Below are 14804 nucleotides of genomic sequence, written 5' to 3'. Positions count from 1 at the left end.
CAATGGGCGTGTTCAAGGACGAGGCGGAAGTTCACAAGTACATCGGAGGGGTCTTCGAGAAGGGGCTCGCCGATCCCAAGATCGGCCCAAAACTGTCGGGCTCAGGGGTGATCCTGCAGATCACGTACACCGATCCCGACGCGGTCGTCACGGTCGACATGCCGAACGGCAAAGTGTACGCGGGCGCCACCGATCTCAAGCCCGTTGTGGAACTGTTCATGACAGCCGACGACGGAAACCGGTTCTGGCTCGGCGAACTCAACCTCGCGACCGCGTTGGCGAAGGGCAAGGTCCGCGCTAAGGGACCGACTTCGAAGGTCCTGAAACTTGTGCCCGCCGCGAAGTCCCTGTTCCCGGCATATCGTGAGATGCTGGAAGCGGACGGTCGACAGGACCTGCTTTCGGCGTAACGGAGGTCACCATGCTCAGCACCATGCAGACAACACCGCTGACGGTGTCCTCGATCCTGCGGCACGTGGTGCAGAACCACGGCGATCGTGGAGTCCTCACGGCTACCGGTGACGGCGTCAGGCGGGTTTCCTACCGCGAACTGGGCGAGCGGTGTGGCAAGCTGGCGAACGCGTTGCGTCGCCTCGGTGTCGCCGACGACGACCGGGTCGCGACGTTCCAATGGAACAACCAGGAGCACCTGGAGGCCTATGCGGCGATCCCATCAATGGGCGCCGTGCTACACACCCTCAACATCCGGCTGTCGCCCGAACAGATTCGGTTCATCGCCACACACGCCGAAGACCGGGCGGTCATCGTTGACTCGTCGCTCATCCCACTGATGGCCAAGGTTCTCCCCAGCCTCGACACCGTGCGGTTCGTGCTCGTGACCGGAGAAGGTGACATCACCTCCTTGGCGGGATGCGGCAAGGAGGTGCTGCGTTACGAGGATGTGCTGGCTGGCGAGTCGTCCGAGTTTCCCTGGCTGGACGGTGACGAGAACGCGGCGGCGGCGATGTGCTACACCAGTGGCACGACCGGCGATCCCAAAGGCGTCGTGTACAGCCACCGGTCGATGTACCTACACTCGATGGCCGCGTGTTCCGGGAACGCATTCGGCATCGCGGAACCCGATCGAGTGCTTCCGGTGGTTCCGATGTTCCACGCCAACGCATGGGGCCTGCCTTACGCGGCGTTGATGGCTGGCGCGGACCTGCTGCTACCTGACCGATTCCTGCAAGCAGAACCTCTGGCGGACATCATCCAGGCGCAGCGCCCGACGCTTGCCGGCGCTGTGCCCACCATCTGGAATGACCTCTTGCATCATGTCGATCGAAACCCGGACATCGACCTCTCCTCGTTGCGCCTGGTCGCTTGCGGTGGTTCGGCGGTGCCGAGAGCGTTGATGGAGTCGTTCGAGCAGAGGTTCGGCGTCACGATCGTGCAGGCATGGGGCATGACCGAGACTTCGCCGCTTGGCGCAATCGCGACGCCCCCGGCCGCCGCCGAAGGGGAAGACCGAATGCGGTACCGGGCCACTCAAGGACGGCCAGTTTGCGGCGTCGAACTCAGGCTGGTGGACGACGACGACAGGGTGCTCCCGCGCGACGGCAAGGCGGTCGGCGAGTTGGAGGTGCGTGGTCCGTGGGTTACCGGGTCGTACTATCGTGTCGAAGCCGAGGACAGGTTCCACGACGGCTGGCTGCGAACCGGCGATGTCGGGAACATCAGCCCGGACGGGTTCCTCACCCTAACCGACCGGGCCAAGGACGTCATCAAGTCCGGTGGCGAGTGGATCTCCTCGGTTGAGCTGGAAAATCTGCTTATGGGCCATCCCGACGTCGTCGAGGCAGCGGTCATCGCCGTATCCGACCCCAAGTGGCAGGAGCGACCCCTTGCCGCCGTGGTGCTTCGAGACGGCACTGAGACGACTGCCGACCAGCTGCGGTCGTGGTTGGCCGACAAGGTTCCGAAGTGGTGGCTGCCGGAACGATGGGCATTCGTTGACCAGGTCCCGCGCACGAGCGTCGGCAAGTTCGACAAGAAGGCTCTACGCCGTATCCACTCGGATGGCAGGCTGGCGGTGAACGAAGTATACGAATAGCTTCGTTCGTCATCAGGAGCAGTGTCGATGGTTCCGGCTGCGGCTGGCGGAGCTCACCAACGATGAGGTGTGAGCTACCTGTCGGCATGTCACCGGGCATCGACCATGAGACCCCGACCGTGGCGCGAAGTAGCACCGAGGATTGATATCCAGTAGCGTCAACCCAAGCAGAGAGCCGAGTTACAGCCGCTCGCCCCGCACTGCCCGGGTGCGCCGCGCCGACATACGGAGGCGCGGCGCACGACCCTGGACCGCCCAGGTGTCCCCCACGACTGCGACACGTAACCCGACCTGAAGTATGACACGCGACAGCTCCTTCAGCGGGAACGGGGGCACAGCCACCGCTTGCTGGCTGCACCGCGATCTGCCAGGAGTGGCGCTCGACGTGGTGCGCGGTGTGGTCGCGTGGTGGTTGATCCGTCGAGCCGGTCCCGAGCGGACCAATAGTCATCGAACCAGTTCGCGACGTACCGGATGCCTTCGCTAATCCGTTCCTGGTTCCTGGCAACGCGGAATCCACATCAGACTCCCTTCCACGTCGGCGCGGAGTTCCGTAGCTGTCCCATGGCTTCACCGTCGCGTCGTACCGGGAACACGACGTGCCGTTCTCCGTCCAACGTCCGCACCCAGGTCGCTGTTCTCGGCCACCTCGGTGAGCGCGCGGACCGGGCTGACCGGTGCGTCGGTTCCGGCGAACAGCACGAGCCGGGTGTCCGGTCGCGGGTGGCGAATGTGCGGTGCAGCAGCGCGTGTAGCTCGTCGCCATGTCGCAGCTGGTTCCCCAGGCCTGGGAACCGCGTGTCGGCGAACGCAGGCTCGATGGTCGCGAGCACCGCGCGGGTCGGCGCCCAGAACCGCTCGTCGACGGCGCCGAGGGCGAGCCAGCGCCCCGTCGGCGGTCGCGGAGACATCGTTGGTGGGGTAGAGGTGGCGCCGGTCGTCCGCGCCGCGCTCCAGCGGTGGGCCGCCGCGCGCGGCGGCCCACGCGGTCATCACGTCGGTCATGCTCACGTCGAGGTGGCAGCCTAGGCTGGTATGGGGCCCGTTCGTACAGGGCCGACAAGATCGCGATGAGGCGAAGCACGACGAGCCGAGGTCGGCCATCGGCACGCCTCGGCGTGGTTCCTGGCTCCAGCGCCCGCTGAACGACAGTGTGCCGGATGCAGCGAGGTAGTTGATGTCGTGGCCGGGCAGTTGCTCGCCGCGGCTGCCGTAGCCGGAGATGGAGCGGTACACGATGCCGGGATTGATCTCGGCGACGCGTTCGTGCCGACGCCGAGCTCGTTCATCACGCCCGGTCGGAAGCCCTCGACGAGCACGTCGTGCTCCCGCGCCAAGTCGAGGAACTCGGCCTGGCCTGCCAGGGTCTTGAGGTCGATGACCACGCCGTGTTTGTTGCGGTTTGCCGCGGCGAATAGCTCACCGCGGATCAGCCGGCCGCCGTCCCTGCCCGGCGGCTCCACCTTGGTCACCTCGGCACCGAGGTCGCCGAGCACCTGCGCCGCCCACGGTCCCGGCAGCAGTTGGGATGCGCGTCGAACACTCGCACCCCGTCCAGTACGCCGCGCTTACCCATGCTTCTCCATAAGCACCACGCGGTTGACCAGTCCGGCCGCGGCCGCGGTAGGAGCCGGGAACCGTTCACCGAGCATCAGTAGTTCAGCCGCGCGGGTTGGGCCCAGACTGCGGGTGAGAAACCAGGCCAACCCGCCGTCGGGCGCCATCCCGCGTTGGGGGAACGGGGCCGCGGAGAAGGCGTCTTCGGCGGTGACGACGAGGTCACAGCAGCGCACCAGGCTCCAGGCGACGCCGACCGCGAAGCCCTCCACCGCGGCGATCGTGGGCATCGACAGGCGCGCCAGCCTGGTGAGGGCGCGGTCCCCGACAGACAACCTGGCGGATGGGGCGCCGATGCCTTCGCCTCGGGACGGGGAGGTTTCACGTCCCCGCCCGCCGAGAAACAGCCTGCGGCTCCGGTGAGCACCAGTGCGCGGATCGTGCTGTCCTCACTGACCTCCGACAGGGCCGCGTCCAGCTCCGCCCAGGTCTGCCAGCCGATCGCATGTTCCGCCGGCACCATTTGATCGACTAGCCCGAGACGCAACCCCTCTTCGGGGGTGACCGCCCTACCGGTGTAGAGCAACTCTAGCGTCGGGCCCTTACCGACGGCCTCTACCAGTCGCTGCGTGCCGCCCGCCCCGGGAAGCAGCCTCAACCGCACCTCGGGCAGGCCCAGCCGGGTCCCTTCGGCCACGAACCGCGGGTCGCAGGCCAGGGCCAGCTCCAGCCCGCCACCCACGGCCGGACCGTTGACCGCCGCGATCCTCGGCATCGGCAGCCGCTGCAAGTCGTCGAAACCGCGCTGGATCGCGCTGACGAACCTCGGAAACAATGAGTCATCGAGCCCGCGCAACATCTTGATGTCGGCGCCGGCGATGAACCTGGACCGGGTGCTGGTGATCACGACGGCACCGACGTCTCCCCGCCGCACAAGTGAGGTGGCCGCCCGGCTGAGCTGGTCCACGAGTTGCCGGTCGAGCGCGTTGGCGGGTGGCCGGTCGACAGTCAGGACCGCGACCGCCCGTTCGACCTTGACCCGAACGTAGCCGTTCTCCGTGGGCGTTCCCATCGTACTCACCGCCACGGGGAGAAGCCGGGGGCGCGCTTCTCCAGGAACGCCGATGCGCCCTCGGTCTGCTCACCCCAAGTCCAGAAGCCGGGGTTGACCTGGTCGAGGATCTTGAACCGGTCCTGCGCCTTGCGAACCGGTGCCAGGGAGTCGTCGAACGACTTCTTCACCAGCTTCAGTACCGTGGGGCTCAACGCCAGCAGTTCGTCGCACCAGCGCCGGACCTCGGTGTCGAGTTCATCCGCCGGTACGACCGAGTTGACCAAGCTCCACTGGAGAGCTTGCTGAGCGTCGTGGCGCCGACACAACATCCAGATCTCCTTGGCCCGTTTCATGCCGACGACGGACCAGAGGTGGCTGACGATCCATCCCTCGGCCGTGCTGGCCACGCGCGGCCCGTTCTGCCCGAACACTGACCGGTCCGAGGAGATCGTGAAGTCGCACATGTACGCCATGTAGTGTCCGCCCTGATCGCGTATCCGTCCACCCGGGCGATCACCGGTTTCAGGCAATCTCGCAACGCCTGGTACAGCCGTTCGCACCTCTCGTCGAAGGCGTCGGCTCCTGCCGCGGCGGAGATCGTCCGCGCGCTCTCGGTGGCGACGTCACCGCCGGCGGAGAAGGCTCGCTCTCCTGCGCCGGTCAACACGATCACGCCCACCTGGCCGTCCTCGGCGGCACGGGCGACCGCACGGTTCCACTGCGCATCTGCGTCCAGGGCGACGTCACGTTCGAGGGCTGACACACCGATCGCGCGAGCGTCGGCCGGCGCTCGCGCCATTCGCGCACCGCCGAACGACTCCACTGATCGTCCACTAAGGATCGCCATCGCGTCACGTTGATGAAGAGGTGACTCATGCACGCGTCAACCACCGAAATGCCGAATCTCGCCGCCTATGACGTCATCCTCGTCAACAGCAGCGGCGGCAAGGACTCACAAGCAATGCTCGACGAGGTCTGTACCCTCGCCGAGGCCGTGGGAGTCCTCGATCGCATCACCGTCCTGCACTGCGCGCTCGGTCACGTCGAGTGGCCCGGCACCAGCGAACTCGCCCGCAAACGAGCAAGGACTGCTCCTCGACCAAGTTCGTCGCCGCGGTCGCTGGCCTTCGGCCTCGGCTCGCTACTGCACTTCGGGCCAGAAGCGAGGCCCAGCAAGGAAACTCATTACGCAACTGGTCGCCGAGCTCGGCGATCTGGGCCGTCCGGGACTGTCCGAACAACGGTGGATCTGATCTTGGTCTGACACGCCGGGCGTGAGCTTGGCGGGAAGGATCGATCATGACCGAAACACTGGACCTCGTGACCGATGATGTGGATCAGCAGCGGCTGGCGGAGCAGCTGCTCGCGCAGGCCAAGGAACAGGGCGTCGACCTGGTGGGGCCGGACGGGCTGCTGAACCAACTGACGAAGAATGTGCTCGAAACCGCGCTGGACGCGGAGATGACCGAGCACCTGGGATACGACAAGCACGACCCGGCCGGCCGCGACAGCGGGAACTCCCGCAACGGCACCAGATCGAAAACGGTACTGACCGAGATCGGGCCGGTGGAGATCGAGGTGCCGCGCGACACCGACTCCTCGTTCGATCCGCAGATCGTGCGCAAGCGGCAACGCCGGTTGACCGGTGTCGATGAGATCGTGCTGTCGCTATCGGCGAAGGGCCTGACCACCGGTGAGATCGCCGCACACTTCGACGATGTCTACGGCGCGAAGGTTTCCAAAGACACCATCTCGCGGATCACCGACAAGGTCGTCGCGGAGATGACCGAGTGGGCAAACCGGCCACTGGACCGCGTGTATCCGGTGCTGTTCATCGACGCGATCCACGTCAAGATCCGCGACGGGCAGGTCACCAACCGGCCCATCTATGTCGCCATCGGCGTTACCGTCAACGGCGAACGTGACATCCTCGGCCTGTGGGCCGGAGACGGCGGCGAGGGCGCCAAGTTCTGGCTCAGCGTGTTGACCGAGATCAAGAACCGCGGCGTTGCCGATGTGTGCATCGCGGTCTGCGACGGGCTGAAAGGGCTGCCGGAGACCATCATCACGGTGTGGGAGCGGGCGGTCGTGCAGACGTGCGTCATCCACCTGATCCGCAACGTGCGCCGTGAGGCGCCTGTTATTTCGATCGGAGGTGAGAGACCTTCGACGCCGGGCCGTCGCAGCGGTTTGGTGAAGCTGAGGGCAGCCTGATCCGCGGAGTGGCGGGGAAGGGTGGAAGCGGCCCTGACAAAGCCGGGACGTGCCAGTACCGCCAGATGGTGCGGGCCCGGCGAGCGAGACGAGAAGGTGCACGTGAGAAACCAGCGGTGAAGCCTCGTTAGCAGGAACCGGCTCGAGCCTGGTGGATCTGGGCCGGGGCGTGGTGCGTGGTCCCCACTGTTTCGATGGGGCCTCCCGTCATGATCGAAGCCGTCGGTCGTGACAGTTCGGGATGAAGGTCTGCGGCGTAGTCCCGAGGGCCGCCGGGTATAGCTGGGCGCCTAACTCGTTGATCGGTAACAGGTGAACACGGGAACCGTCCCGGTCCTGCCTTGCGCGACCGTGTGTCCGATGCGGTGACGTGAGGCTGGGTCCGCTGCCGGCCGATCGGGCCGGGACGGGGCGGAGCCACCGTAGTAGTCCGAGGCCGGGAGAGCCGGTCACATGGCGAAGGGCGGCAGCGATGTGAGCGGGAAGGATGCTGTCATGCCGGAAGACGCACCGGTGAATATTGGTGCTCTGCTCGACCGCCCACTGGTGGTCCGGGAGCGGGTACTGGGGATTCAGACCAAACTGCACCGTTGGGCGACGGCCGACCGGGGCCGTCGCTTTGATGATCTGTTCAACCTCGTGGTGGACCCGGCGTTCCTCGTCATGGCGTGGACCCGAGTCCGGGAGAACAAGGGCGCCAAGACGGCCGGGATCGACGGGGCAACCGCGTGGTCGATCGAGAACAGCGAACGCGGCGTGGCCGGTTTCCTGACCGAACTGCGGTCCTCGGTGAAGAATCGTTCGTTCCGGCCAGCCCCGGTGCGCACCGCGCAGATCCCCAAGACGGGCGGCAAAATCCGCCGCCTGGGGATCCCAACGGTGCGCGACCGCGTCGTGCAGGCGTCCTTGAAACTGGTGTTGGAACCTATCCTGGAGGCCGATTTCGACCCGTGCAGCTACGGGTTCCGCCCGCAATGCCGATGCCAGGACGCCATCGAGGAGATCCGCTTTCACGCCGCACGCGGCTACGAGCAGGTCTTCGAGGTCGATATCGCCGCCTGCTTCGACGAAATCTCGCACCCGGCCCTGATGGACCGGCTGCGGACTCGTGTCGGAGACCGGCGTGTCCTGGCGCTGATCAAGGCGTTCCTGAAGGCGGGCCTGCTGGACGAGTTGCGTGACTTCCGGGACACCACCACCGGAACTCCTCAGGGCGGCATCCTCTCGCCGCTGCTGGCCAATCTCGCTTTGAGTGTTCTCGACGAGCATTTCCGCGCCCGGTGGGAGGCGATGGGCACCCAGATCCAACGCTGGCGAGCCACCCGGCGCGGGGCCGCGACCTACTGCCTGATCCGCTATGCGGACGACTTCGTGGTGATGGTCTTCGGCACCCGGCAGCACGCCGAGAACCTCTACGGGGAGATCGAAACGGTCCTGGACCAGGTCGGGTTGCGGCTGGCGCCCGACAAGACCCGGGTGACCGGCATCGACGAGGGCGTCGACTTTCTCGGGTTTCAAATCCAGCGACACCGGCAGAAAGGAAGCGACCGGCGGCTGATCTACACCTATCCGTCGAAGACGTCCCTGGCGACGATTCGACGCAAGGTCAGCGCAGCCACCGGCAGACAGACCACCAGCCTCCCCGCGGACAAGCTGTTCGTTCGTTTAGGACAGATAACCCGCGGCTGGGCCTTCTACTTCCGGCACGGCGCGTCCAGCCGGGCGTTCGGCGCTCTCGACCACCATCTGTGGTGGAGGGTCTGGCGCTGGCTGCGCAACAAGCATCCGAACCGGAACGCGCGGTGGATCATCCGCCGCTACTACGGCCCCGGCCAGTGGTGGCCCACCAGCAACGGCGTCCGGCTCTTCCAACCCGCAACGGTGAGCATCCAGCGTTACCGATTCCGGGGCGCGAAGATCCCGAACCTGTGGACGGCCCAGAAGGCATAACGGCACTCGCGGAGAGCCCGGTGCACGGAAACGGGCACGCCGGGTTCGGCGGGCGGCCCGCAAACGGACCGGTGGCAACACCGGCACCGCGCTGCGGGCCGACCCCACTCGTTCCGCTATGCCGGACGCCAACACCGGGATGCGATCGTGCGAGGTCTGAAGCCGATCTACACGGCGCCATCGGAGCAGGCGGCCACCGACCGGTTCGACGAGTTCGCGAAGCAGTGGCAGGACAAGTACCCGGCGATCGTGGCGTTGTGGCGCAACGCCTGGGCCGAGTTCGTGCCGTTCCTCGAATACGACGTCGAGATTCGCAAGGTCATCTGCACCACGAACGCGATCGAGTCGATCAACGCCCGCTACCGGCGGGCATCAAGGCCCGCGGTCATTTCCCCTCCGACGCCGCGGCGCTGAAGTGCCTGTACCTCGTCACCCGATCTCTAGACCCCACCGGCCGTGGCAAGGCACGATGGACGATGCGCTGGAAAGCGCCGTTAAACGCGTTCGCGATCACCTTCCCCGGACGCCTCGACCCGACCACCAACGAGAACCAAGATCAGATCCACCGTTCATCTGACAGACCCCTGATCTGCGCCGTGGTTCGCTGACCTGCTGGTTTGTCGCGTTGTCGGGTGGAATCTGTGCACTAAATCGCGGCTCTAGGGTTGCCGGGTGGCTTATGTCCGGACCGTGAAGACCGCCTCGGGGGCGCGTGCGGTGCAGATTGTGCACTCCTCCCATAAGGGCTCTCGCGACATCGAGCACATCAGCTCCGCCCACGACGATGTGGAGTTGGAGCTGTTGCGGACGGTCGCTCGCCAGCGGCTCGTCGCCGGGCAGGGCGAGCTCGACCTGGGGCTCGATGCGCCGCCGGAGGCGGGTGGTCCGTTGCCGATCACAGCCTCGCGGATGGGGCACTTGTGGGACGCGCTCTCGCTGGCCTACGAGGTCCTCGGGTTCGATGCCGCCGCCGACGGGGACGAGGTGTTCCGGCAACTGGTGCTGGCGCGCATTATCGAGCCGACCAGCAAGCTGGACTCGCTGCGGGTGCTGGAGGAGACGGGCATCGCGCCGGTGTCGTATCGGACCCTCAAGCGGCGCCTGCACGCCTATGCCGGCGAAGCGTGGCGGGAGCGGCTGGCGGCGCTGTGCGCCCATCATGTTGGTCTGGGGCCTGCGACGTTGCTGCTCTACGACGTGGCGACCCTGTACTTCGAGACCGACGCCGGGGACGGGTTCCGCGAGTCCGGGTTCTCCAAGGAACGCCGCCTGGAACCTCAAATCACCGTCGGGCTGCTGACCGACGCGACGGGGTTTCCGTTGATGGTCAACGCGTTCGAGGGTAACACGGCCGAGACCACCACCATGCTGCCTACGATCACGGCGTTCCTGGCCGCCCACCGCCTGACAGATGTGGTCATCGTCGCTGACGCCGGGATGATCTCCGAGAAGAACATGAAGGACATCGAGGCCGCAGGCCTGTCGTTCATCCTCGGGATGAAGATCCCCGAGATCCCCTACATCGTCGCCGAGTGGCGCAAGGCCCACCCGGACACCGAGATCGCCGACGGGCAAGTGTTCACCCAGCCGTGGCCGGCCGGGCCGACTGATAAGCGCAAGGACCAGGTGCGCTACTACCAGTACAAGCACGATCGAGCTCGGCGCACGCTCAAAGGCATCGACGAACAGGTCCGCAAAGCCGAGCAGGCCGTGGCCGGCAAGACCGCGATCAAGCGCAACCGATTCGTCAAGCTCACCGACGCCACCAAGACCGTCAACCGCGACCTCGACCTGGAGGCCAAGGCCCGGGCACTGGCCGGGATCAAAGGCTACGTCACCAACATCGAAGACCCCACGCCCGAGCAGGTCATCGGCGCCTACCACCAACCGTTTCAGATCGAGAAAAGCTTTCGCATGGCCAAATCGGACCTGGCCGCACGCCCGATCTTCCATCGCACCAGGGACTCGATCGAGGCGCACCTGACGATCGTGTTCGCCGCCCTGGCCGTCTCCCGCTGGATCGAGGACACAACCGGCTGGTCCATCAAGAAGTTCGTCAAGACCATCCGCCGCTACCGCACGCTCCATATCCAGGCCGGCGACTACGTGATCACGGCAGCCGACCCACTACCCGACAACATCCAGCACGTTCTCGAAGCGATCAAAGCCCGAGCCGCTACGCACTAAATTGGCCCAACTCGGGAAGCACTGCAACCCTCGCTGGCGAAGAGCTTTGGTCGCCGTTGCAACCTGTTTCGCAGACGTTTGGCCAGGGTTTCTGGTCAGCGGACCACGACGCCGTCTGTCACACCGGCGTACTTCTCCCGCAGCACGGTCTTGAGTAGTTTGCCGGTGGCGTTGCGCGGCAGGGCATCGACGAAGTGCACCTCGCGCGGGCACTTGAAGTGCGCCAGTCGTTCGCGGCACCAGGTGACGAGTTCTTCCGGGGCCGGGTCCCGCCCGGCCGCGGGGTCGGGTACGACGACGGCCACCACTCGCTCGCCCCATCGCGGATCGGGACCGCCGACCACTGCGGCGTCGGCGACCTTGGGGTGCTTGAACAACACCTGCTCGACCTCGATAGGATAGACGTTCTCACCACCGGAGATGATCATGTCTTTCTTCCGGTCGACCAGGGTGATGTAGCCTTCCTCGTCCATTCGCCCGAGATCACCGGTGTGGAACCAGCCGTTGCGGAAGGCCTCGGCGGTGGCCTCGGGGCGCATCCAGTAGCCAGCGAAGATGTTAGGACCGCGAAGGACCAGTTCGCCGACGGTGTTCGTCGGGACGTCCCGGTCGCCGTCATCGACGATGCGGGCTTCGACGTGCATCGCGACCCGCCCGATCGACCCGGCCTTGCTCCTCGCGTGGGCCGAGTCGAGTATGGAGACCAGCGGCGCGGTCTCGGTCATGCCGAAGCCCTCGATGAACGGGACGCCTCGCTCGTTGAGGAACTCGATCATGGGCAGTGGACATGGAGCTCCGCCTCCCATGGCCAGTTCCAGGGACGACAGGTCGTAGGAGCCGAAGTTCGGTACCTGAGTGATCGCGACCCACATCGCCGGCACCATGAACTGGACCGTTGCGCGGTGCTCGGCCATGGCCGTGAGCGTGCCGACCGGGTCGAAGTTGGGCAGGATCACGTTCGTGCCACCGACGTAGAGCAGCGGCAGTGAGTGCACGCCGAGTCCGCCGATGTGGAACATCGGGGCCACCGTGACCGTCACGTCGCGCGAGGAAAGCGGGTGCTCGGTGCCGAGCACGTTGATCGCGTTCCAGAGCAAGTTGTCGTGGGTGAGCATGGCCCCCTTGGGGCGTCCGGTGGTCCCGGAGGTGTACATCAACATGGCGGTGTCAGTTCCGGCGACGTCCGCCGCGGCGAAGTCCGCCGGCCCGCTGGCCAGCAGCTCGTCGTAGGCCAGGCCGTCTTCGTACCCGCCGTCGCCCACCTGGACCGTGTGGCGTACCCGCACGCCGGGTTCGGTCAGGGCGCCGCGCACGATGTCGGTGAACTGGCCGTTGAACACGAGCACGTCCGCGCCGGAATCGCCGAGAATGAAACCGACCTCCATGGCGGCCAACCGCACGTTGATCGGCACCATGATCGCGCCGAGTTTCGCGCAGGCCAGCAGCGTCTCGAGGAACTCCACCGAGTTGACCATCAACGCGGCGACCCGGTCGCCCCTGCGCACGCCGAGTCCGGCGAGCGCCGAGGCCAGCTGATCGGTCCGCCGGTCGGCGTCCGCGTAGGTGAAAGTGCGCTCGCCCGCAACGAAGGCTTTCGAGTCGCCTTGCAGAAAGGCGCGTTTGGTGACCCAGGCGCCGATTCCTCGGTTCATCGTGTGTCTCCGGTTGGTAGTCGCCCCGCGCGGTACCACGGCGCGGGGGCGAGATCGTGGGCAGGTCTGTTCATCGGTCATGTCTGGGCTGCCGGAACGGTTCGCGTCGGTCGGCGGGTCGCCACGATTTCGGAACGCCACACTCGGGGACCGACTCGTCGCCGCCGAAGGTCTGGATCGAGCATGGTCACCGGCCGGGCGGAGACCGCTGCCGGTTGGGCGCGGGCTTGCTGTCTCGGTCACGTCGAACACGACCCCGCACTAGTCGTTGCGGAAGTGGTCCCGGTACTGATCGCGCAGGACGTTCTTCTGGATCTTTCCGGTGGCGGTGCGGGGCATCTCGTCCACGAACACGACGGCCTTGGGCACCTTGAACCCGGGCAGTCGACTGCGGGCGGCGGCGAGCACGTCCTCCTCGCTTAGATCACTGCCTGGCTTGCGGGTCACGACCGCCGTGATCGCCTCCGACCACCGTTCGTGCGGCAGTCCGACCGCGACGACCTCCTGGATGCGGGGTTCGGCCTCGTAGAGTGCCTTCTCCACCTCGATGGAGGCGACGTTCTCCCCGCCGGTTTTGATGACGTCCTTCTTGCGGTCGGCGAACCACAGCAGTCCGTCCGCGTCGAACCGGCCGACGTCGCCGGAGTGGAACCAACCGTGGGCGAACGCCGCGGCCGTGGCTTCGGGGTTGCGCAGGTAGCCCTCCATGGCGTGTGGGCCACGGTAGACGATCTCGCCCGTTTCGCCCTGGGGGAGCAGGTGGCCGTCGTCGTCCATGATGCCGACCTGCACGTTGGGAACCGGTAGTCCGACCGAACCGGCGTGGGACAGCTGGTATTCGGGGGGAAAGACCGTGGTGATCGGGTTCATCTCGGTCTGGCCGAAGCCGAGGGCGAACTCACATCCGAACACCTCGATCGCCCGGCGAAGGTCGGTGTCGGGCATCGGTGCCATGGCGTAGATCGCCAAGCGCAGGCTGGAGAGATCGCGTTTGTCGATGTCGTCGTGGTCCATCATCGCCCGGTACATCATGGGCAGCGCGAAGATTTCGGTGAGGCGTTCGGACTCGATGGTGGCCAGCAACGCCGCCGGATCGAAGGTGCGCAGCAGTACCGCGGTTCCCCCCATGTAGAACAGGCCGGTGGTGAAGCCGTTGAGTTGCGCGGTGTGGAACAGCGGCATCATCACCCCGGCGCGCTCCCGTTCGCTGATGCCCAGAACCAGCGGGGCGTTCAGTGATTCGAGATAGACCGCGAGGTGGCTGCTCACCACACCCTTGGGGGCCGAGGTGGTGCCGCTGGTGTAGAGGTAGCTGACCGGGTCGCGATCCTCGACGAAACACTCCGGCTCCGCGTCGCCTTCCGCGCCAACGAAGTCGTCGAACTCGCGCCAGGACGCCGAGCCCGAGGCTTCCCACGCCGCACCGGTGCCGTGGGCAACGACCACGTCGGTCACGGCGCTGTCGTCGAGCTGGTCCAGCGCGGCCGACACCAGGCCGGCAAGCTGGCTTTCCACGACGACGCCCCGGGACCGGGAGTGATCGAGCACGTAGGCGGTCTCCCGTGGGCCCCAAGCAAGATTGACCGGCACACAGACGACACCGGTCTTGGCGCACGCGTAGTAGGTCAGCAGGAACTCCGTGCTGTTTCCGCTGACCAGGGCCAGCACCTCGCCGCGCCGGTATCCGTTCCGCAGCAGCGCGTTCGCCAGCCGGTTCACCGCCGCGTTGAACTCGCGATAGGACAGCCGTCGTGGCCCGTCCACGACCGCCTCGTGGTCGGGGCGCCGCCAGGCGGTGCGGGTGAGCATGTCGCCGACATTCACCCGGGTCACCAGATTCCGCTGGAGATCTTGCTCGGTCATCGATTGGCTCTCCTTCTCGACACGCTCCGCGACGCGGCGGACCGGATGGCTTGGCCGAGGTGGCGACTGACGTCCGCCAGTTGTGAATCGTTCGTTGGGTGAGGCCCGCGGCATCGTGGCCGCTCGTCGCGTGCCCACGAACTGTTCACCACACGCGTGCCGAGGTCGTCGGCTCGCCGGTGGTTCAGCCGCCCGGGCCCAGGGTGCGTGTGAGCGCCAGGACCGTCGACGGACGGCTGGTCGTGTGGGAGGCTCCAGGTCGCGCGCACGACGA

General features: G+C 66.3%; 10 protein-coding genes and 4 pseudogenes. 7 read left to right on the top strand and 7 right to left on the bottom strand.

The genetic code is table 11. The features are described from left to right. Positions 1-2: 2 nt before the first annotated feature. Positions 3-410: an SCP2 sterol-binding domain-containing protein gene (locus A4R43_RS30440; RefSeq protein ID WP_110341445.1), complete on the top strand. Its 408-nt coding sequence runs from the start codon at positions 3-5 to the stop codon at positions 408-410. Between the two features lie 11 nt (positions 411-421). Then, the gene (locus A4R43_RS30435; protein WP_110341443.1) at positions 422-2053 is read left to right on the top strand and encodes a long-chain fatty acid--CoA ligase; all 1632 of its coding nucleotides are present in this window, start codon (positions 422-424) and stop codon (positions 2051-2053) included. 570 nt (positions 2054-2623) lie between these two features. Here the strand turns inward: A4R43_RS30435 and A4R43_RS44865 are convergent. The 5 genes and pseudogenes from A4R43_RS44865 to A4R43_RS44855 all read right to left on the bottom strand — a co-directional run bounded on the left by A4R43_RS44865 (position 2624) and on the right by A4R43_RS44855 (position 5463). Next, a pseudogene (locus A4R43_RS44865) lies at positions 2624-3549 on the bottom strand (CoA transferase). Positions 3550-3621: 72 nt separating this feature from the next. Beyond that, complete coding sequence (locus tag A4R43_RS30425; RefSeq protein ID WP_110341439.1) at positions 3622-3900, bottom strand: enoyl-CoA hydratase/isomerase family protein; 279 nt, start codon at positions 3898-3900, stop codon at positions 3622-3624. 560 nt (positions 3901-4460) lie between these two features. Then, a pseudogene (locus A4R43_RS44860) lies at positions 4461-4682 on the bottom strand (enoyl-CoA hydratase-related protein); the annotation flags it as partial. Between the two features lie 5 nt (positions 4683-4687). Beyond that, positions 4688-5128, bottom strand: a complete 441-nt coding sequence (locus tag A4R43_RS44405) for an enoyl-CoA hydratase-related protein (RefSeq protein ID WP_158559809.1) — start codon at positions 5126-5128, stop codon at positions 4688-4690. After that, positions 5014-5463: an enoyl-CoA hydratase/isomerase family protein gene (locus A4R43_RS44855; protein ID WP_418190859.1), complete on the bottom strand. Its 450-nt coding sequence runs from the start codon at positions 5461-5463 to the stop codon at positions 5014-5016. Before A4R43_RS44855 ends, A4R43_RS44405 begins: the two co-directional genes overlap by 115 nt. 75 nt (positions 5464-5538) lie before the next feature. On the opposite strand from A4R43_RS44855, the gene A4R43_RS30405 reads away from it, so the two are divergent. The 5 genes and pseudogenes from A4R43_RS30405 (at position 5539) to A4R43_RS30385 (ending at position 11015) form a co-directional block, all read left to right on the top strand. Further along, complete coding sequence (locus A4R43_RS30405) at positions 5539-5928, top strand: hypothetical protein (protein ID WP_199542763.1); 390 nt, start codon at positions 5539-5541, stop codon at positions 5926-5928. Between the two features lie 35 nt (positions 5929-5963). After that, positions 5964-6800: pseudogene (locus tag A4R43_RS30400) on the top strand (IS256 family transposase); the annotation flags it as partial. Positions 6801-7373: 573 nt separating this feature from the next. Next, the gene (ltrA, locus tag A4R43_RS30395) at positions 7374-8828 is read left to right on the top strand and encodes a group II intron reverse transcriptase/maturase (protein ID WP_199542766.1); all 1455 of its coding nucleotides are present in this window, start codon (positions 7374-7376) and stop codon (positions 8826-8828) included. Between the two features lie 105 nt (positions 8829-8933). Next, positions 8934-9436 (top strand): annotated as a pseudogene (locus tag A4R43_RS30390) (transposase); the annotation flags it as partial. A gap of 64 nt (positions 9437-9500) precedes the next feature. Continuing rightward, on the top strand, positions 9501-11015 hold the full coding sequence (locus A4R43_RS30385) for an IS1634 family transposase (protein WP_418190756.1): 1515 nt from the start codon (positions 9501-9503) through the stop codon (positions 11013-11015). Positions 11016-11110: 95 nt separating this feature from the next. Here A4R43_RS30385 and A4R43_RS30380 read toward each other — a convergent pair whose 3' ends face one another. Together A4R43_RS30380 and A4R43_RS30375 are read right to left on the bottom strand one after the other, a co-directional pair. Then, positions 11111-12919, bottom strand: a complete 1809-nt coding sequence (locus tag A4R43_RS30380) for an acyl-CoA synthetase (RefSeq protein WP_236808369.1) — start codon at positions 12917-12919, stop codon at positions 11111-11113. 9 nt (positions 12920-12928) lie between these two features. Beyond that, positions 12929-14668, bottom strand: coding sequence for an AMP-binding protein (locus tag A4R43_RS30375; protein WP_335645115.1), 1740 nt, complete (start codon positions 14666-14668; stop codon positions 12929-12931). Between the last annotated feature and the right edge of the window lie 136 nt (positions 14669-14804).

It is taken from the genome of Amycolatopsis albispora, from assembly GCF_003312875.1.
Taxonomy (GTDB): domain Bacteria; phylum Actinomycetota; class Actinomycetes; order Mycobacteriales; family Pseudonocardiaceae; genus Amycolatopsis; species Amycolatopsis albispora.
This window is presented reverse-complemented; position numbering and strand designations above follow the sequence as displayed.